At 43.0% G+C, this 19,252-nt stretch carries 17 protein-coding genes; 8 read left to right on the top strand and 9 right to left on the bottom strand.

The window, feature by feature from the left end:
* Positions 1 to 79 precede the first annotated feature (79 nt).
* From KV201_RS05375 to KV201_RS05365, 3 genes are read right to left on the bottom strand one after another with little or no spacing between them, the layout of a single operon-like run.
* Entirely contained in the window at positions 80 to 1,357 is a 1,278-nt protein-coding gene (locus KV201_RS05375; protein WP_226058739.1) for a sigma-54 dependent transcriptional regulator, read from the bottom strand.
* Entirely contained in the window at positions 1,347 to 3,719 is a 2,373-nt protein-coding gene (locus KV201_RS05370) for an ATP-binding protein (RefSeq protein WP_226058738.1), read from the bottom strand. Before KV201_RS05370 ends, KV201_RS05375 begins: the two co-directional genes overlap by 11 nt.
* Positions 3,716 to 5,044: an ABC transporter substrate-binding protein gene (locus tag KV201_RS05365; protein WP_226058737.1), complete on the bottom strand. Its 1,329-nt coding sequence runs from the start codon at positions 5,042 to 5,044 to the stop codon at positions 3,716 to 3,718. The genes KV201_RS05370 and KV201_RS05365 overlap by 4 nt, the downstream gene beginning before the upstream one ends.
* Positions 5,045 to 5,363: 319 nt before the next feature.
* Between KV201_RS05365 and KV201_RS05360 the strand changes: the two genes are divergently transcribed.
* The 6 genes from KV201_RS05360 to KV201_RS05335 all read left to right on the top strand — a co-directional run bounded on the left by KV201_RS05360 (position 5,364) and on the right by KV201_RS05335 (position 10,676).
* Positions 5,364 to 6,707 carry an MFS transporter gene (locus KV201_RS05360; RefSeq protein ID WP_226058736.1) on the top strand — a complete coding sequence of 448 codons (1,344 nt, stop codon included), beginning with the start codon at positions 5,364 to 5,366 and terminating at the stop codon, positions 6,705 to 6,707.
* A gap of 92 nt (positions 6,708 to 6,799) precedes the next feature.
* Positions 6,800 to 7,843: a porin gene (locus KV201_RS05355; protein ID WP_226058790.1), complete on the top strand. Its 1,044-nt coding sequence runs from the start codon at positions 6,800 to 6,802 to the stop codon at positions 7,841 to 7,843.
* Positions 7,844 to 7,930: 87 nt separating this feature from the next.
* Entirely contained in the window at positions 7,931 to 8,542 is a 612-nt protein-coding gene (locus KV201_RS05350) for a hypothetical protein (RefSeq protein ID WP_226058735.1), read from the top strand.
* A gap of 48 nt (positions 8,543 to 8,590) precedes the next feature.
* Complete coding sequence (locus KV201_RS05345) at positions 8,591 to 9,139, top strand: histidine phosphatase family protein (RefSeq protein ID WP_226058734.1); 549 nt, start codon at positions 8,591 to 8,593, stop codon at positions 9,137 to 9,139.
* 174 nt (positions 9,140 to 9,313) lie between these two features.
* Entirely contained in the window at positions 9,314 to 10,099 is a 786-nt protein-coding gene (locus KV201_RS05340) for a hypothetical protein (protein ID WP_226058733.1), read from the top strand.
* A gap of 154 nt (positions 10,100 to 10,253) precedes the next feature.
* On the top strand, positions 10,254 to 10,676 hold the full coding sequence (locus tag KV201_RS05335) for a DUF3224 domain-containing protein (RefSeq protein WP_006080939.1): 423 nt from the start codon (positions 10,254 to 10,256) through the stop codon (positions 10,674 to 10,676).
* Positions 10,677 to 11,052: 376 nt separating this feature from the next.
* Here KV201_RS05335 and KV201_RS05330 read toward each other — a convergent pair whose 3' ends face one another.
* Together KV201_RS05330 and KV201_RS05325 are read right to left on the bottom strand one after the other, a co-directional pair.
* On the bottom strand, positions 11,053 to 11,607 hold the full coding sequence (locus tag KV201_RS05330) for a BON domain-containing protein (protein WP_226058732.1): 555 nt from the start codon (positions 11,605 to 11,607) through the stop codon (positions 11,053 to 11,055).
* A 310-nt stretch (positions 11,608 to 11,917) separates the two neighbouring features.
* Positions 11,918 to 12,373: a glutamyl-tRNA reductase gene (locus KV201_RS05325; RefSeq protein WP_107402289.1), complete on the bottom strand. Its 456-nt coding sequence runs from the start codon at positions 12,371 to 12,373 to the stop codon at positions 11,918 to 11,920.
* Positions 12,374 to 12,622: 249 nt separating this feature from the next.
* Here KV201_RS05325 and KV201_RS05320 point away from each other — a divergent pair, with 249 nt between their 5' ends.
* Positions 12,623 to 13,993 carry a sigma-54-dependent Fis family transcriptional regulator gene (locus KV201_RS05320; RefSeq protein WP_226058731.1) on the top strand — a complete coding sequence of 457 codons (1,371 nt, stop codon included), beginning with the start codon at positions 12,623 to 12,625 and terminating at the stop codon, positions 13,991 to 13,993.
* 189 nt (positions 13,994 to 14,182) lie between these two features.
* Positions 14,183 to 14,887 (top strand): DUF4937 domain-containing protein, encoded by a 705-nt coding sequence (locus tag KV201_RS05315; protein WP_226058730.1) that lies wholly within the window; start codon positions 14,183 to 14,185, stop codon positions 14,885 to 14,887.
* Here the strand turns inward: KV201_RS05315 and KV201_RS05310 are convergent.
* The 4 genes from KV201_RS05310 to pfaD all read right to left on the bottom strand — a co-directional run bounded on the left by KV201_RS05310 (position 14,841) and on the right by pfaD (position 19,152).
* Entirely contained in the window at positions 14,841 to 16,532 is a 1,692-nt protein-coding gene (locus KV201_RS05310) for a diacylglycerol kinase family protein (protein ID WP_226058729.1), read from the bottom strand. The two genes, KV201_RS05315 and KV201_RS05310, sit on opposite strands and share 47 nt — an antisense overlap.
* A gap of 167 nt (positions 16,533 to 16,699) precedes the next feature.
* Positions 16,700 to 16,894 carry a hypothetical protein gene (locus KV201_RS05305; protein WP_006085205.1) on the bottom strand — a complete coding sequence of 65 codons (195 nt, stop codon included), beginning with the start codon at positions 16,892 to 16,894 and terminating at the stop codon, positions 16,700 to 16,702.
* Between the two features lie 24 nt (positions 16,895 to 16,918).
* A complete protein-coding gene (locus KV201_RS05300; RefSeq protein ID WP_011846326.1) occupies positions 16,919 to 17,095 on the bottom strand; it encodes a DUF1328 domain-containing protein in 177 nt (58 codons plus the stop codon).
* Positions 17,096 to 17,505: 410 nt separating this feature from the next.
* Positions 17,506 to 19,152 (bottom strand): eicosapentaenoate synthase subunit PfaD, encoded by a 1,647-nt coding sequence (gene pfaD, locus KV201_RS05295; protein WP_063883256.1) that lies wholly within the window; start codon positions 19,150 to 19,152, stop codon positions 17,506 to 17,508.
* Positions 19,153 to 19,252 lie beyond the last annotated feature (100 nt).

The following is a 19,252-nucleotide window of genomic DNA, read 5'->3' as shown; positions in this document are numbered from 1 at the left end:
GCACAGTGGGATTAAACCTATAGCCGCAGTGACGCTTTCAATGTCACTACGGCGAGCTTCTATATAATTCTGGCAGTGGTTAAGATTTAGGCTTAAATTTATCCTTTTCAAGATTGAGTTTTTTCATCCTCAGGTACAGTTTTTTCCGAGGAATACCTAAGTAATTTGCGGCATCTGTGACTCTTCCTGAACAAAGATAAAGAATATTTTCAATGACTTGTTTTTCATATGCGTCAACGAGCTCATCCAACGGCGCGTCAGGGGCTTGTACTAGTTTCAGGGCTTCTTCACCGGGTAGTTTTATGATGTCAACAGCATAGAGTTCGGCAAGATTTCGTAACTCTCGGATGTTTCCCGGCCAGTGGTAGCGCTTAAGAATATCAATATAATTCAAGTCAATTTTGGGAATAGGAATATCGAAACGCTTACAGCTTTGGCTTACGAAATTTCGGAATAAAGGAATAATATCACTCTTGCGTTCAGCGAGTTTTGGCAATTGGATACGTGCCTGTGAGAAGTAGTAATATAACTCAGGTAATAGGGCCCCTGTTTTGACTTCATCATCTGGATTGGTATCGAAAATACAAATCGTACGGTGGCTTTTTGTATTTAGTCTTTCCTGATCCAGTAAGCGAGTACATAGCCAGCGTTGATGATCATGGTCTAGCTGAGTTAGTGAACGCAGTACTAAGGTACCATTTTGGGCTTTAGCTATACTTGTTTCTAATTCGGGAAATGTGGGATGTTCTTTGCAATCATGGATTATTAAGCTGTTGTTTTTATATTGACTTAAGCTGTGCAGTACAGATGCGACTAAGTGACGACCTGTGCCCATTTGCCCTTCAATCATCACATCCTTATCTATTTTAGCTATTTGGCTCAGTTGTTGGCGTATTAGATTGATCTGCTCACTGGTGCCGAATAAATGTTCCTTAAAAGTGCTAGAGATAGCTTCTCTCTGTTCTATGAGCCCATGACGGATTTGTTGAGCTCGTTTGAGCAGTTGTAAGAATTGGGCTGAGTCGAGAGGTTTTTCAAGGAAATCGAAAGCACCGCGTTTGACTGCCTCGACCGCGAGTGGAATATCACCGTGGCCAGTGATCATGATGACAGGAATTTCAGGATCAACTTTTTTGACTTCATCGAGTAAATCCATGCCATTCATTGCGGGCATATAAATATCTGAGACGACAACGCCATTCCAGTTTTCATTGAGTAACGCTAAGGCTTTAGCTGGCGAGTTGGTGGCCTTAGCGCTGTACCCTGATAGGTGTAATAAATGGCGATATGCAGTGAGTACATCCTCATCATCATCGACAAGTAGCACATTAAACTGCATCGAATTTTCAATCTGCATTGTGAAACTCCAAAATAATCATAGCGCCGCCACTTAGGTGTGATGCCACATAAATCTCAGCTTTAAAACGTTCGAGTATTGAGCGACAAATACTCAACCCTAAGCCCAGACCTACAGCCTTAGTCGTGTTAAACGGGTTGAATATAAGAGGCAAAATACTCGGGTCAAATCCTGGGCCATTATCGTAAATTGCCAGTGTTAATTTGGCGCTCGTTTGCTTTAATACTGATAAATAGATCTGCTTCTCTAATTGACTTGCGGTGGCGTCCATAGCATTAATTAGGATATTGAGCAGTACTTGTTCTACCTGAACCGCGTCTGCCATTATCATGTAGTTTTTATCTAACTTATTATGAATAATGATGTTTTCATTTCTAGCTCGGGTTTCCACCAATACTAATGCGTTACTAACGAGTTGACGGATATCTAGGCTAACAGCTTCGATATTACTGGGGGATTTTCGAGCGAAATTTCTAATAGCAGAGATAATTTTAGCCATCCGCAAATTCATCTTTTCGGTTTTACCTATCATGTCAGTTAGTAAGTCGAACTGATTTGAGGCTAAGGCCAAACGGCAACTGTACAAATAGGTACTGACAGCTGAAAGCGGTTGATTTAACTCGTGTGCTAGACTTGTCATTGTCTGACCTACAGCAGCCATTTTGGCTGCTTGGATGAGATCCGCTTGGGCTTGACGCAAATGTTTTTCAGCAATACCACGTTGTTCTATTTCTGCCGTTAACTCTTGATTTTTAAGGGTTAGATTTAATGTCCTGTCAGCGACTAATTGCTCAAGTTCGCGGGCATTGAGTTCTTGTTTGGTGATGTCAGTAATCGTAACCATGTATTTTGCTTGTCGTGCGTGTTCGAATGCCTGCAGGTGAAAGTGCAAGTATTGCGGCGTGTCATTTTTGAGTACATTGAGGATGCATTCACTTCGTCCGGTTCGTTGCAGCTCACTATCAATCGTGAATTGCAGCGATAACACCTGCTGGCTCGTGGAGGGAAATGCTTGCCAAAGAGTTAGTTGTGGGGCGAGTGTGGTTAAACTTAGTAATTGTAGTGCCTGAGGGTTTGCCGATTCAATTTCCCCGTTGGGATAACAGGTAATCAAGCTGGCTTGGGCATTATTGATAAGTGTTAAAGCATTACTCTTAACCATTGCCTGCATATCGACACAGAATTGTCGCAAGCAGTCACCCATATGGCCAATTTCGTCTTTTCCTTGTGTCGCTATCGGCCAGTCTAAATGGCCATTAGCGACATTTTCTAAATCAATTTCTAGGGTGTTAAGGCGTTTTAATACTCGTTGTCGGATGAGGATTGCGAGCACTAAAATACTGATTAAAATAGAAACTACGGATATCAGGAAAATAATCAACTTTCCATTTACTATCATGGATTTAGTATTGATGTTTAATGAGTTGAATGCTTGGCTGGATTGTTCCAAGGTAGCAATGTTTTTATGGTGAAATTGGGTTAAGACTTGAGTTAATGGGGCTGCTAGTTGTGATAACGCCAGTTGAGCTTCAGTATCCAGTTTTAAGAGTCGAATCAATTCACCATTAGAACTGATAAGAGTGATTAGATTCTTCATTATTTGCCTATGGCTAATCGTGGAAGGAAAACTTTTTAGTTTTTCTGCTAACTCTTTAATTTCTATTATTTTTTGGTCAAGGTAATAGAAGGCACTCGTTAATTCTCGCGTGTATCTTTGATCAATAATTTCATTGACTAAGGTAAAAAGTTCCGTTTCTTTAGCGGATAATTCCTGCAAAATAAAAAATTCACTCATTAAGACATTTGGTGATGTATTTCCGACCGGATGTGACAGCAAGCGAGTCACGTGCCACTCGACCTCTTGCATTAAGGGTGTCATTTCATCATTAAGATCTTGATGTAACCAAGTAATGCGTTTTTGTAAGTTATTAAGTTCTTGGCTATAAGTGATTTTTTGTTTTAATAGCGTATCTTGTTGCTCGATCAAATTTGAAAAATGATCGAGAGTAATCCGCTGTTCTGAAAGTAACTCGTTATCCGGGTTACTGTTAATATAGGTTTTTTTAATAGTTGTAATTTCATTTTTTATATCAGCCTCAAATTGTTGATAATCAAGTTCATCTTTAATTTTATAGCTGTTAGATATAATGCTCTGCAAATTCCCACTGGATCTTTCTAATATATATGCGCCATTAAGTGGTGGCAGACTATGCTCGACAATATTATTTATCTTATTACTGAGTTCTTCCCAAATAAAAGCCGTAGTAATTCCTATAGATAGATTGAGGAATGTCATGCTCGCAAAAGCGAGCATTAATTTGCTTCCTAATGTTGTCGGTATTTTGAAATGATATTTTTTCATGACTTTTTGGACACTAAGCTGTTCATTAAGCTAATAGCCTGATCTAATTGATATTCACTATTTTTGCGCCATTGGTACAAAATTTGTTCTAATTCTGCGGTGTGCTTATGCTCAGTTGAAAGCTGCATGAATTGATTCTGTAATACTAAAGATAAAGACTCGGCTTCACTAATAGGGACTGAACTTGCTAATAGACGTGCTTGGCTGATCAGTTGTTGTTCATCAGCTGAAATGGTTGTCGATGTTTCTGCTTGATGAATAAGTTTCCATGCTAGCTGTAGTTTAGGTAATTGATAGGTAATCACTTGATCGAATAATGTATTGATAATATCGGCTCGATTAAACAGTATTTCTTCATCGATGACGGGCTGTGTACCTTTTGCAAGGCTAGCATCTGTCAGTGAGTGTTTGGCAACAGCACTAGAACTAATAAGCTTTTGGCCATTATTAGAGAGAAAATATTGGATAAGATTTTCGACATTCACCTTACTTCTTCCACGGGAAGTAACAGAAATATAAGTCGGTAATATAACTGTGTTGGGGAGATAATTAAAATTAGTAAAGGTAAATTTATTTTTTGCATCAATGGCATAGCTATCAATTACAACGCCTGCACCAACAAGTCCCCTAGAGATCGATTCACTCACTCCAAAGCTTCTTGCTGAAACTGAGGCCAAATTTCCACCTATTTCCCTTAGTAATGCCCAACCTTGAACCCAGCCTTTTTGTTGTAGCAATCCTTCGACCATCATATGAGTGGTGCCTGAATTGTTGGGCGTACTCATCATAATGTGCCCAGAAAATTGTGCTGTAGCGAGATCTTTCCAAGTATGGGGTATGGGTAAGTTGTTTTTTTCTAGGTAGCGCTGATTATACATAATTGTTATCCCAGAATATCCTAATGCTATGGTTTTATTGCTTTTAGTAAGGTCATGTATTTTTAACCAAGGCGGCATGTCATAGCGTTCTGATGGGGCGACAATAAGCCCCGCATTATCCAAATCGCGGAAGAAGGTGGGTGTAGAGGAAATAATCATATCTACTGGATGTATGGATGATTGTTTTACCCACTTTAACGCGGGTCCAGTTCTGCGATATACCACTTGAATTGGGATATCTGGATTTAACTGTTTGAATTCTTCAAATAAGGCGCCCATAGGTTCTTCAGAAAAGGTAGTTAATACCACTAGAGGTTCTGCTGCTGAGGCGGAATTAAAGAGCGAGCTTATGCCTATGCTTATCCACAGAAGTAATAAAAATGGAGTCAAAATTTTAAATTTTATTTGCAGAACATGACTTATTGCGTCCAGTTTTATGTAACTCATGGCATTAATACCTTATTAAGTGATTCAACTCGCATATTTTTTAAAATTTTAAATTCTTGTTTGATTCTAGTTGAGTCAAATTTGACTCGATTTTTTAGGGCTGAAAATAGCTTAAGCCATCTTTATCGTTCGCGCCTTGTATTAACACATAGGAATTAGTGCTTCTAGGACGAGTTTGTGTCAAAACTAACTCATTTTCGTCAATTTGTTGCAATTCATATCGGATATTAAGGTGTCTGTGAAAATGATGTTACACGAATTCTTAATATGTGCATCGTTACTTTTTGGCTAACTAGACTTCCAACTTTTGGAGCAAGCTATGATAAAGAAATTTTTTCAAACCGGTGCTGATCTACCTATTATGAACGAGACGCCCGAAAAAATTCGTTCAATTTATAAAAAATATCAATGGCAGGTTTTTATCGGCTTAGTGTTCGGCTATGCCATGTTTTATGTAGTACGTATGGCGTTGAGTGTGGTTAAAAAACCTATGCTCGACGCAGGTGTTGTAACCATTGAAGAATTAGGTTTGATGGGCTCAGCATTCTTCTTTACTTATGCATTTGGTAAGTTTTCAAATGGATTTTTAGCGGATTATGCCAACATTGGTCGCTTTATGTCTGTTTCCTTGATGCTTTCCTCTATTGCTTGCATGGCAATGGGGATGGGGGTTGCAGGGGTATTCTTCGTGGTACTTTGGGGGATGAATGGCTGGTTCCAATCAGTGGGTTCTGCTCCTTCATGTGTTTCAATCTTCCATTGGTACTCACCTAAACAAAGGGGCAGTGTTTACTCTATATGGGGCGGCTCACGCAATATCGGTGAAGCAATCAGTTGGATATTAACAGCTTCATTAGTAAGCTTTTTTGGCTGGCAGATAGGCTTTGTTGGGGCAGGTATTGCTGCATTTGCCGCTGCAGCTTGTATGTTAATGCTGCTAAAAGATCGTCCTCGTACCTATGGTTTACCAGATCCTGCAACTGCTTACGGTGAAGAGCCTGAGTCAGTTAAAGGGCATGATCCTGTCGCTATTCGTAAAGCCCAATTGTTTGTATTAAAACAACCCGTTGTTTGGATTATTGCCTTAGCGTGTGCGGCGATGTATTCATCGCGTTATGCTATGAGTTCTTGGGCCGTACTGTACCTGCAATCGGAAAAAAACTATTCCTTGATTGATGCGGGTGTTGCTATGTCTTCATATCCGATAGCAGGATTCTTTGGGGCTATTTTATCGGGGATTATTTCTGACAAAGTATTCAATGCTAATCGTCATATTCCGACCTTCTTATACGGTTTAGCAAATATAGTTGGTATGTGCCTGCTGTTCTGGGGTTCAGAGAGCCGTACTATGGATGCCTTTGGTCTGGGTCTGATCGGTTTTTCAATCGGCGGTCTAGTCGTATTCCTTGCAGGTTTAACGGCCTGTGACTTAATGCCTAAAAATGCCGTAGGCGCAGTGAAGGGCTTCATTGGTTTATTTTCTTACCTCGCGGCATCCCTGCAAGAGATTGTTTCCTCTAAATTAATCGTAGTTACCGAAGTGGCTGGTGTTAAGCATTATGACTTTGGCAGTGCGCAATACTTCTGGTTAAGCACTTCAATATTATCCATTGTACTCGCGGCTTCTGTATGGCGTTCTAAGAAAGTCACTATGGTCGAATGATAAAACTGAGTAGGTCATGGCGTTAATCGTCATGGTCTTTTTTAAAGAGTTTCTTCTAAACCATTAATATCAAACTAAGTAAGAGAAACATGATGAAGAAATCAATTTTGACTGCTTCAGTATTCGCCATTTCGTCAGTATCGGTTATGGCAGTTGAATCACCGAGTATCTATGGTCGACTTGATTTATCAGTTACCCATTCAGAGTTAGGTTCAACTGTTTACAGTGGCACTAGCGGGGTAAGTGTGGGCGAGAGTGGTACTTACCTTGAAAATAACTCATCCAATATTGGGCTTAAAGGTAAATCTAGCATAAATAATGATATTAATATTATCTACAAGATGGAGTTTGGCGTAAATAATACATCTAACCGAGCCAATGATTCCAGTAAAGTATTCTCTGCAAGAAATAGCTATTTAGGTGTTGAAACAGTTTATGGTACTTTGCTTGTTGGTCGAAATGATACTGTTTTTAAAACCTCAGAAGGTAAAGTCGATATTTTTGGTGCGACGAATGCCGATATTAATCAATTAGTCGCTGGGCAGACCCGAAGTGCTGATGGTCTGTGGTATTACTCTCCAAAGTTATTCGGTCTAATTGATTTTAATGCCACTTACTTAATGCAAGATAATTATGGTGTTGATGGTGTTTTGTACGCTTTTAGTACGGCCATTGGTGATAAAGCACTCAAGAAAAATAACTATTATTTTGCTGTCGCACTTAATAAAGGTATTTCCAATATCGATGCCTATCGCGCAGTTACACAAGTAAAGTTAGGAAATATTAAGCTTGGTGGGATATTTCAATATACTGAAAGTTTGAAGTTTTCAAATATGGAAGGGCACTCCTATTTCATCAATGCTACCTGTGATTTATTCGGTATCACACTGAAAGCTGAGTTTGGTGAAGATCGTTCTGGATTAGGTGGCTACTTTTATAAACTAGTTGGTCAAAATGATGAGCTGACTGACGTTGATATCAGCCAGTTTACTATTGGTGCCGAGAAAAAAGTGAAAAAATCGACTCGAGTTTATTCTCATTTTTCTATTTACGAAGGCGAATATAGAATGTCTGGCATAAAGCAAGATATTGGCGACGACAAAGTTGTTACAGTCGGTGTCCGCCACGTTTTTTAACAGCCTAAAATGTAGCCGAGTGTAGGTTTCGTTAGCTTGCTCTCGGCTAAGATTGTCGAACTTAATATAGAATTTGAGGTGATTAAATTGGCTACTATATATCTAATTAGTCAAGGAGATGCAAAATCTTCTGACGTATATGATCTATCAGCTTCTTTCAATTATTCACTGTCTAATCTCGGAGGGTTGCATGCAAATATGCTAGCAAACTCATTGAGGGATACTCGGTTTGAAATGGTATATTCTTGCACGTCACCATTATCAATAGAAACGGCTGGAATATTAAACCAAGGGCGGAAAAAATCCATATCTGTGATTAAAAAGTTAGCATTGGAGGATTTTAAAGCCGATTTTGACGTTAATGGAGAATGCTTTGATTTACCCCTGTGTATTCATACTATGATGTTGCAACCCCGTGGTTTTTGCTCATCTATTTATACTCAATTAAAAATAGTAGAGAAACGTCTTTTTGAAATCATTGAAAGTATTGGCATGCTATACAGTGGTAATGTGCTTATTGTATTAGAATCTTTAATGGTTAAATTATTGACTAACTATTTCCTGACTGAACAAAATTCTGAAACACTTTGGAATACCATTCGTCCGGTAAGTTTGAGTATTTTACATTCTGATGCTAAAGGACGTCATTTGATACTTAATAATGACATATCCCATTATCAATGCCAAAGTGTGGCTTAGCACACAATATCAAGTCTGTATTTCAATAATATTTTTTAGGTTATCAAATTGATTAAAAAAACGATTTATCTATTACGTCATGGGCAGACACAATTTAACGCAGAGCTACGTTTACAGGCACAAGCGGTTGGGGAGGTCTTGAAGCAGCATGTATACAGTGTGGATGAATGGGCATTTCATGTTAGTCCGTTAGGGCGAGCAGTACAGACCGCAGAAATTATTTGTCAACAAATTGGTTTTCCTGTTGCACGGTTACAAAAGGATGCGCGTTTAATTGAATTCGGTCTTGGTGATTGGGAACAGCAGCGCGTCCCAGATATTAAGCAATCTCAGCCTGAGTTAAGTGGCATCGTCGACTGGTATACCTATGCTCCGAATGCTGAGTCATTTACAAGTATAAGTGGGCGTCTTAAGGATTGGCTAAACGATCCTAGCATCCCTGAACGCGTCATTGTCGTTTCTCATGCTTTATCTGGGGCCGTGTTTCGCGGTATTTATGCGGATCTGGATTATCAAGCTTTATGGGCACAAGACATGCCGCAAGATGCATTTTTTAAGCTTGAGGACGGTAAGGTGATAAAAATTAAATGCCTTTAGTTATCTTGGCTAAGGATAAACTGAACTTAGCCTGACAAAACTCAAAATAGCGTCACTTTTTTACACTTTACCCACTCCGCTTTAACTCAGTATCTGTAATACTGCTCCGACATTGATTTGAAGTTGATCAGTGTTAGAAAAGCAGCGCACAAAGCGCGCGATTGGGGAGAGAAAATGAGTACGTTTGTAAAGTTAACCTTAGCGGGCACCTTAGTGATATTAGCCATACTCGCCGCAGGTATTTACCGTTTCAACATGACCAATGATGATATTTATATGGTGATGGAAGATGGTAAGGTCATGCAATACGACGAGGCCATGGCGCAGGAAAAAACGCAGGCACAGGCCAATGAGGTTGAAGTGGTAACACCGCTTGAGGTTAAGCCGGTGGCGAATGCGTCGGAAGTGATGCTTAAACTCTTTAGCTTAAATACCGCCAACCCGTTTGAAATTACCCTACCAGAGGGCGGTAAATCGGTTGCCTTGACCCATTTTATTAAGATCAAGCAAACTGAATTTGCGATGGGCGATTATCAAGATGGCGAGGTAAAAGGCCGAGTATTACTGGATTATTTGCGCATTACGCCGTTAAATTTCGATCCCGCTTTAGAGCCTGATACCCAGAGTGATGCGCCAATTCAAGATGATCCTAAAATGCAGACTATGCCCTTTGTGGCACCGTTTATTGTGACGACTCAAGGTTCGGGGGCATTTTGGTACCTTGGCTTGTTTAGCCTCGATTTTGAACACAATAACTTGAAGCATTTAGGCAGCGTCATGCTGGGCGATCGGATTGAGGTGGACAATATTGAACCTGTTTATCCCTTCGAAGCCCCATTCAAAATTGCCGTGACTTATCGCGATAGAGCGCCTGATCAACCTATGTCTGAAAGCCCTGAAATCGTCAAAACCTTAGAGGTGACAGTCAGCGAAACTGGCATCACTAACATAAATCAGTAGTGAGTAGTCGTGCGCAAAGGGTCGTGAGTAAATGCATTATGGATCTGCGCAGGCTTGTGCTAAGTTATTTTTCGTTCTGTGTGTGATGCTTGCCGCAGCGGCAAGTATTCTCGGGTAGATAGACTTGGCATAATGTTTTGACAAGGAGAGTGTCATGCAAGTTAGCAAAATCACTGGGAAATTTGATGTTAAGCTCACCCCAGATAGCACCTATGCTACGGGTGTGGGCGGCGTAACGTTAGGTCGTATGGGTTTAGATAAAACCTTTTATGGCGAGCTTGAGGGCCGTAGCCAAGGGGAAATGCTCAGTGCAATGACGTCAGTCAAAGGCTCGGCTGGCTATGTGGCGATTGAGCAAGTGGTTGGCAAGGTGTGTGGTAAGCAGGGGAGTTTCGTGCTGCAACATTTTGGCATTATGACCGATGGACAAAACCGTTTGATCTTAGAAGTGGTTCCCCATTCCGGTGCGGGCGAGTTGCAGGGCTTAACGGGCACTATGGCCATCAGTATCGAAAATGGTCAGCATTTTTATGAGTTCCAGTTTGGCTTTGAAGCCAGCGCTGAGCCCGCATTTTAACGCTACTTGAGGCATGATTGTTTTAGGCATGACTGTTTCTGAAAATATAGTTTCAGGCACTATTGCTTAAGGTGTTATCGCTTAAGGTGTTATCGCTTAAGGTACTATCGCTTCTCGCATTAGCCTGATGTCGTTCAATTTTCCTACCTTGATTTCGTTTTCTCAAACCTAGTCTTATCTACGTGGCCTAGAAAACCTTGCTTGATTTAGTGACATAATGGACATAAAAAAACCAGCCTAGGCTGGTTTTTTGTTATTACTCTTTCTTATCAATCGAGTTCAAAAGTTGAGGCAAGATTAACGCCTTGTACTTAACTCTGACTGTTAAAGCGCTACTTTTGAAAGCTAGTTTCAGAAAGTGCAGCTTTAGCTAGCGTTAAGAGGCTTTTTTAACGACTTTGATTTTATCGACAACTTTTTTCACATCGTCGGTATTCTCGGCAATTTTCAGCGCTAACTGACGTTCGGCATCGCTAGCAACTTCACCTTTTAAGGTAACGATACCATTAGCGACATCCACATTAATCTGAGTGCCGGAAACATCGGTTGAAAACAGTAAACGGGTTTTGACGACTGTGGCAACCTTAGAATCGGTCAAAGTAGCAACAACTTCACTGGTGCCTTCTTTCTCATTCATTACAGTGAGTTGGTTATCGACATCTTTTACGCCGTCTAAACTTTTGATCAGTTCAGTGGCAAGAGCTTTATCGACACTGCTTTCCACTTTACCCGTTAACGTCACGTTTCCCTCTTTGACATCCGTTATAATGTCAAAGGAATTGAGATTGGTATTGAGCAGTAAAGTGGTTTCAGCTTTACCATCGATCCACGCATCCTTAGCCCCGTCCTTCCAATCTTGAGCTGCTGCGACATTTAAACTGATTGAACCGACAAGTAAGGTCGCTAGTACTGATGCTGTTGTGGTTTTCATAATCATATCCTCCGTTGTTTTCTCGATGTTAGATATTGCGTGAATCGTGCCAATATTATTAAGTGGCTGATTTAAATGTGTTTAGCGGCTGTTTTTGATATTTTGATGGAAGGGTTATTTTGCTTAAGTCGGTCTTTTTTACCGACAAAATGTAATTTTTTCTGGCAAGCGAAGTCATCTTTAAAGCATAAAAAAACCGCACGAATGTGTGCGGAGTAGTGTGTGGAGTAACAAGCGGTGCGTTAAAGCTGGATATCGCCAGGTAAAGAGGCTCATACTGATGCGCACTGATGTAAACAGGTGCAAAGAATTAACCAGGATTGAGCGAACTCATACCATCGCAACTGATTTGCAGCCAAGCGGCGCCTTCTGCGAGCTGATTGGCAAGTTGTGGCTGATGTGCTTGCCTTACTGCTTGCTTCATCTGGGTTAACACTTGCTGCTCTATAACGACAAGTGCGGCCATCGCCTGCGATATATGGCACTGATGCAGCAACTTTGTCGCTTGAGTGTAAGTGACAGGTATCGTATGACTCAGGCCATGAAGCGGCTCGCTAGACAAAGGGCGCAGCTGCTCAAATCGCCTCAACATTCGCTGGTGGATATTCGCTTTGGTCGAAAAAATACGCTTAAGGTTATAGTCTTCGACGTACGTCATCGCCTGGTTGTAAAATGTGAGTCCTTCTTGATTGAGCGTTATTATTTCATCGATCAACATGATATCGGCGCGGATATCAGTCTGATGTTGCACAACATTAGACTTCATTATGGGCCTCCTAATGCCAGTGTTCGACATAGCCTTGTTTAACGGCTTGGGTCAACTAATTGAGTTTCGTTCAGCTACCATGCATATTCTGTTCTCGTTTTTAATGATATGTTAACAGGCTGATTTTTAGACTGATATTCTCGGTTCATTACGCCATCCTCTTGGAATATCGGCAACTATTACCGCTGCTGTTGTTAAAATTTCACGACTGACATACAGTAGCCCTTCATACACAGGGAGTGGGATAGCATGGCTCGATTGACACTTTTTTATCACCTGCAGGATGTAAACGCCGAACAAGCCATCTTAGAACTCGCCGGCGCTGCCGACTTTAATAAGCTACGCAGTGTCGATGATTTACCTTGGATAGAACAGCTTGAGGCGAATCACGTCGATGTTGCCATCATTGAGCTGTCCAGCCTTAGCCGTGAGGATTATCTCGGGCTACTGGACAATGTAGCTCTGTCTAATATTGAGTTTATTTTTCTCTCCGACGGCCAGCCAAACCCCAATCTTGATCAGTTAATGTCGCATTTTGCCGGTTATCATTTTCGCAAACCCTACGACATGACGTTAATCAGCGATATTTTCGCCGATTTTGCCCAGTATCTAGTGTCATCCCCAATTCGGCCTCGGCCTTTTTCCAGTGAGCTAGACCAATATGGTTTACTCGTCGGTTCCTCTGCTGCTATGCATAAGCTGTATCGCACGATTCGCCGCGTCTCCGCGACCGACAGTAATGTGCTGATCATCGGTGAGAGCGGTGCGGGGAAAGAGCTGGTCGCTAATACCATACATCTTGCCAGCCCTAGGCTGAACGAGCCTTTTATCGCGATTAACTGCGGCGCCTTAAGCCCTGAATTGGTCGATAGCGAGTTGTTTGGCCATGTAAAAGGCGCGTTCACTGGCGCTCATCGCGATCACAAAGGCGTATTTGAGCAGGCAGAAGGCGGAACCTTATTTCTCGATGAAGTCACCGAAATGCCAATTGAGCATCAAGTGAAGTTACTCAGAGTGCTTGAAAATAGTGAATATCGCCCCGTTGGCGGTGCCAAAGTGCAACTCGCCAATGTGCGGATTGTAGCGGCAACCAATCGTGATCCCATAGCGGCAATCGAGGCTGGGCAATTTCGCGAGGATTTATATTTCCGTTTGGCCCAGTTCCCTATCCGCGTTCCGCCATTAAGGGAACGTGGCGATGATATTCTTGGGCTGGCGCAGCATTTTCTTGCCTATCGTAACGTGGCAGAAAAGCAGAATAAAAGCCTCGCTGACGACAGTGCGCAGATGATCGCTGCGTACCCTTGGTCGGGTAATGTGCGTGAATTAAAGCATGCCATTGAGCGAGCCTATATTTTGGCAGACCAAGAGATTTTACCCAGCCATTTACAGTTGCCACAGGCGAGTGAAATGGGTGCTTCTGGCGATGACCAAGTCGTTATCCCGCAGGGCATGCGTTTAGATGACTTAGAAAAAATCGCCATTTATCAAGCATTAGAAACGACTCAAGGCAATAAAACCGATACTGCCGAGCAGCTGGGGATCAGCGTGAAAACCCTCTACAACAAGCTCAGCAAATACGAGCAGCAAATCGAAGCGGGTGAATCGACGGTGGAATAGTTTTTTGCGCTCAAAAGCCGCAGATGTGAGTGAATTTAATATCTCATTGAGCTTTATCCTGCGGCTTTAGCCATCTTAAGCATACCGTTGATGTGGTTGCTAGCAAGGAGGTTTAAGCCAAGTGGCATCGGCTCTTTGGAATTGGATTTCACTACGCTAGGCCACTTTTTGCAGCGTTAGGAGCGAGATTTGACGATAGTAAAGTTGATCACTTGTCAGGTTGAAAATGAACAAGAGCAAGATTTTTCTCAAAGCCAACAGATATGGAAAGCGTTGAGCAACTGCGTAGGTTTTAGAGGCCAGTTCGGTGGTTGGAGTCAACCCGAAAGGCAGGCGATTATTGTGGGTGTATGGCAATCACTCGAGGATGTTACGGCTTTCATGGGGTCAGTTCACGACGAGCTGTTCTCCAAAAGTGGTCAGCAAACAACTTATAAACAGTGTGATGTCCATTATTTTGAAAATATACTGAGTATCCCTTCGCTAACTCATCATCCTGCAGATCAAAATGACAATGTCATTCGCTTGGCTTATTGCCGAGGAGTGCAAGATGTCGAACGTTTTTTAAGTGACCAACGAACGATTTGGAATGCCCATCTTGGACAAGCAGACGGCATGCTTGGCGGTTGTGTCGCCCGCAGTCTAAAACAGAGTGACTACTTCATCGTTATGACGCGCTGGGCGTCGAACCCAGCTCATGAAAATTACGTAAAAACCGTTCTGCCAACCCTTAAAAAGCAAGTGTTACCTGAAAGCTATATTGAAAATATGTCGGGTTGTTTAGTGCAGGAAGAATGCTTATGGGAAGTCGTTCCTACTAATGACTCAAGCGTGCCAGCAAGATGTATCACCCATCCTCTTCAGTTATTTCCTGATAAGGCACAAACACCTTAAGGGATGCGGGTTGGACTTCAATGGTGAGATCTGCGGGTTCAAAGATTTCGCCATCAATCACATATTTACACTTGGGCTGACTACTAATATTCACTTTTTTCGCATGGGCGTGGTGGACTTTGGTCGCGGTAGAAGGCGCGCTAGGTCGCTTTGAATGTGTGTCTTTATTACCTTCTTTTACCCATCCGGCAATGGCTAATTCGGCCAGACTAAGGAGCTGCTCCTTAGGTTCATCCCCCGAATCTAACCAGGTAATATCGAGCAGGCCATCTGTCATGTTTGGCTCGCCATCGCCCTGCGCTAATACGCTGGTAAACGGGGCGGCATTGGCAACAATGAGGCTATGGGTGGTCAATGTTGTGGGCTCGGCATCATCTAAGCTGAGCTGTATGGTTAAAGTGATATCGGCATTGACGGCGCGCCACAAACCATCGAGGTAGGCAAACTGGCCGAGGGCATTTTTACGTTCACGGTTGGCAGATTCAATCATCTGCTGTTCAAAGCCAATCCCCACAAGTAACAAGACTAATTGTTCATTACAACGAGCTGTATCAATGGCTTGGTAATGCCCTTGGATAATATTGTCCAGCGCCTGAGAGACAGGAATGAGCTTACTGCCTAAACCAAATAGCGCGTGGCTGAGTGCGTTAGTCGTGCCTAAGGGAATGATCCCTAAGGCAATGTCAGTGTTCACTATTTCCGATGCCACCTCTGTCACTGTGCCATCGCCACCACAGGCAATAATGATATCGGCGCCGCTATTGCGGGCTTTTTTGGCGAAGGTGTTTGCGCTGATATTTTCGGTAGTGAGTTTTAACGTTAGGTCAAAATAGGCTTTTAGTTCATCTTGGATTTGCTCGCCATATTGTTGCCATTTGCCGCCGCCAGAGACAGGGTTAGCGATAATCCACGCCACTTTGTGGATGTTGATTTTGCCTTGTTTGAGCATGTGTTCAAGGGCGCGTAATTGCCATTTGTTTAAGCCCGCGGTTTTGCGGACCTGCTTAATTTGTTGTAATACTTCGGCGAAGTTGCGCTGTTTATCTTTACAGACTAAATAGGCGGCGAGCACCAGTACTGAGCGGCCACGCCCCATAGCACAGTGGATCAGCACCTGTTTATTGGCGCGCACTTGGCGATGCAACCAGTTAACGGCTTGATTGAGCTGGGCGCTGGTCGGCACGCTATGGTCGAGGATGGGGATGTTTAAATACTCGATATGATCTTCAAACTGCGACCAATCTAAGCCATCAAATTCGGCGGTCACATCAAGAATTGCGGTGATCTTATTGGCTTTGATTTTCTCCAGATCCGCAGAAAATAATCGGCAGCCGAGATACAACTGCTCATCTATCTTTTGCATCGACGGCACAGAGTCGCGTTTTCTCGCCCAATGGTTATACAGCCGGCTGCCCAATAGAAACGGAATAAAGCCCCAGCGAATATACCAAGGGATAGTGCCATCTTGGCGCTTTCTAAAAATGCTGGCGAGATTAAACCAATAGGCGGAACCGACTAAAAATAGCGACAGGCTTGTCCAAGCCCAAATAAAGGTGAACAGGGGAGACGTGCCCGTTACCGCAAAATAGGCTAGCAACACGGCACCCGCTAAGTAGAAATATTTGATGTGGATTTTGCTTAGCATACGCGCCCTCCAATGCTGTTCATTTGATTTTACCGCTGCATGTTAAACGGCTGACTGCATCGGTGAATCGCGTCGTTGAAACTAGGTTCTAACTTAAGTTTAAATTAGGTGCTAACTCAAAAGGGTGGCAGTAGACGAGTCTATTGCCACCTTAAAATGAGGTTTGTTTAGCACTTAGTATCTTTAGCTTTAACACCTTCTTTGACTTCTTCACAGGCATCTTCGATGGCATTACCTGTATCTGTCATCACTTCATCAATTTTTTCACCCGCGTCTTCGGCTTTGTTATCGCTACAAGCGGTTAAACCGAGGGCGAGTAATAATGCCAGTGAAGCGCTTGTCATCAGAGTAAATGGTTTCATATACATCTCCTTTTTAAAAAATAATTAAAGTCGCGGTGACTTACCTCTAAAGGCATTAACCAGCAGGGAAATCACTAATAACACAATAAAGATTAAGAAAATGATTTTCGCTATGCCCGCCGCTGCGCCAGCTATCCCAGTAAATCCTAATAGGCCTGCAATAACAGCAACAACCAGAAATACTAATGTCCAACCTAACATATGAACCTCCTGCCCTTGTCTTAATCCTTCGCATGACCGTTTGTGTCATTTGTAAGGTAACGGCTAATGGTTATTTCTAGATTGCGAACATAATGCCAACTTTGCATATTTTAATTAGTTTATTGATTTTAAATGAAATTTAATTTATTAGTTTTAAGTGGGCGCGAATGTACTAAACGTAGTACAGGCAATTTTTACCTAAGCTTCGGTAAGAGTTTCAGCCTAATATTGGGATTTGAGACGTTGGAGCAAAGCCTTGTTTGAAGGTCGGGGAGCTGAGATTGATGACAAATGAAACAGAATAAAAAGCCGACACTGTTAATGCGTGAATCAATTAATCCATTCATTAATCAGTGTGGGCTCTTGCATTAATTCGCTTTGTTAGCAGCCTGCAATAGGGCTAAAAGCGGTTAAAAACGATTCAGTGGTTTCCAGCGTAGTAGTGTGACCGGAATGCTCGCACCTTGGGATAACAGCAAGTTAATGCGGGATTGATACGCCGCGCCCACCATTAAATGTTTGGCTAAATCCACTGCATTACGGGCCTTATAGTCATCTAAATAACTGCCTTTCGCCCAAGCGTTAAATGCACCCAGTGCTGGGCCTGCCCAGATTTGGTAATCCATTTCGCGGCCGATTTCACCTGTGTTTGACCAGCGGCTAGACAGACCCAAATACCAGCGGAAAATCAACGCCATCTTACGTTTGGGATTATCCAGTGCGCGCTCGATTTGCTTAGGATCGCGCTCGTTAAAGTGGGCGACAGTGCCCGCCCAAATGTCATCGAGTGATGAGCGGAACACTTGTTCTTCGAGCTTTTTACGCTCGTCCGCAGGGATGGCATCAATCGAATCGTAACGGGTGTAGATCTCATAAAGCTTATTGGCGCGCATCGGGAACAGGGTGCCGCGCTTAACCACTTGTAATTTCACGCCCATTTCGAACATATCGGCGGCAGGCGCCATAGTCACATCGGCCATTTCTGTGGTGGCGAGTAACTTACGGGTGTGTTCGCTGGCGCCCGCTTCGACGCAAGCTTGGTTGATTGAACCTGTGACGATAAAGGCCGCGCCCATGTTGAAGGTCGCTAATGCTGCATCGGGTGTGCCGACGCCGCCGCCTGCGCCCACACGGATGGGCGTTTTATATTGATACTTAGCTTGGATTTCATCTTTGAGCGCCAAAATCGTCGGCAATAGCGTGACCAATGGACGATTGTCGGTATGGCCGCCAGAATCGGCTTCGGCTGTGATGTCGTCTGCCATTGGCACAAGTTGCGCCATCGCCATTTGGTCTTGGCTGATAAGACCATCACTCACTAATTGCTGGAGGATTTTGGCAGGCGCAGGTTCCATAAACTTAGTCGCGACTTCGGTGCGGCTGATTTTTGCTATGACTTTGTTGCCAATGACTATCTCGCCATGTTCGTCGCGGCTCAAACCTGCTGCGCGGTAATAGACGATCTGCGGCGTTAAACCTAAAAATGCCGAGGCTTCGACCGTGCGCACTTTATGTTTTAAAAACAGCTCAACGCTGCCGCGCTCTAATGCGGGCTCGCTTGGGCTGTGAATTAAGTTAAAGGCGTAGGGGCCATTGGGCAGCGCCGCTTGAATGCGAGTAATGGCCGCTTCAACACGGGATGGAATTAACCCCGCCGCGCCAAATGAGCACAAAATGCCCGCTTGGCCAAGGGCGATAACCAGTTCTTCCGAGGCAATACCGTTGGCCATAGCGCCGGCGTAGTAAGCGTATTTGACGCCGTGGACGCGGCGAAAATTACTGTCGCCTAAACTTTGGGTGCCAAGGGCTGGGGCAAAGGCGCTGACAGGGTGTGAGCCCAATGGCGCTTGGCTGTCACTTGTGGTCACTTCAGCCGTTTGCGCTATGCCTAAGCCTTTTTCACTGTGATTGACTAAGTAACAGGCTTGGCTTAAATCTTTGAGTTTTTTGCCTAATGAGTCGATATCAAAGCTCAGCTCTGCATCGTTGACTTGCCACGGCCAAGGGCTGAGTTTTTCGTTATTACTATTGAATTGATCTAGAGTATGGCTAGTCATCTTGGGTCTCGTTTTTAATGCTGCTGCGTTGCTATTACTTGAGTAAAAAGTTCGGGTGTAAAAAGCCAACGCAGCGGCAGGATTATTTTTAAGTGATTCA

It is taken from the genome of Shewanella sp. SR1, from assembly GCF_020447145.1.
Classification (GTDB): domain Bacteria; phylum Pseudomonadota; class Gammaproteobacteria; order Enterobacterales; family Shewanellaceae; genus Shewanella; species Shewanella baltica.
Note: the sequence above shows the minus strand (reverse complement) of the source record. Positions and strands in the feature narration are given on the sequence as shown.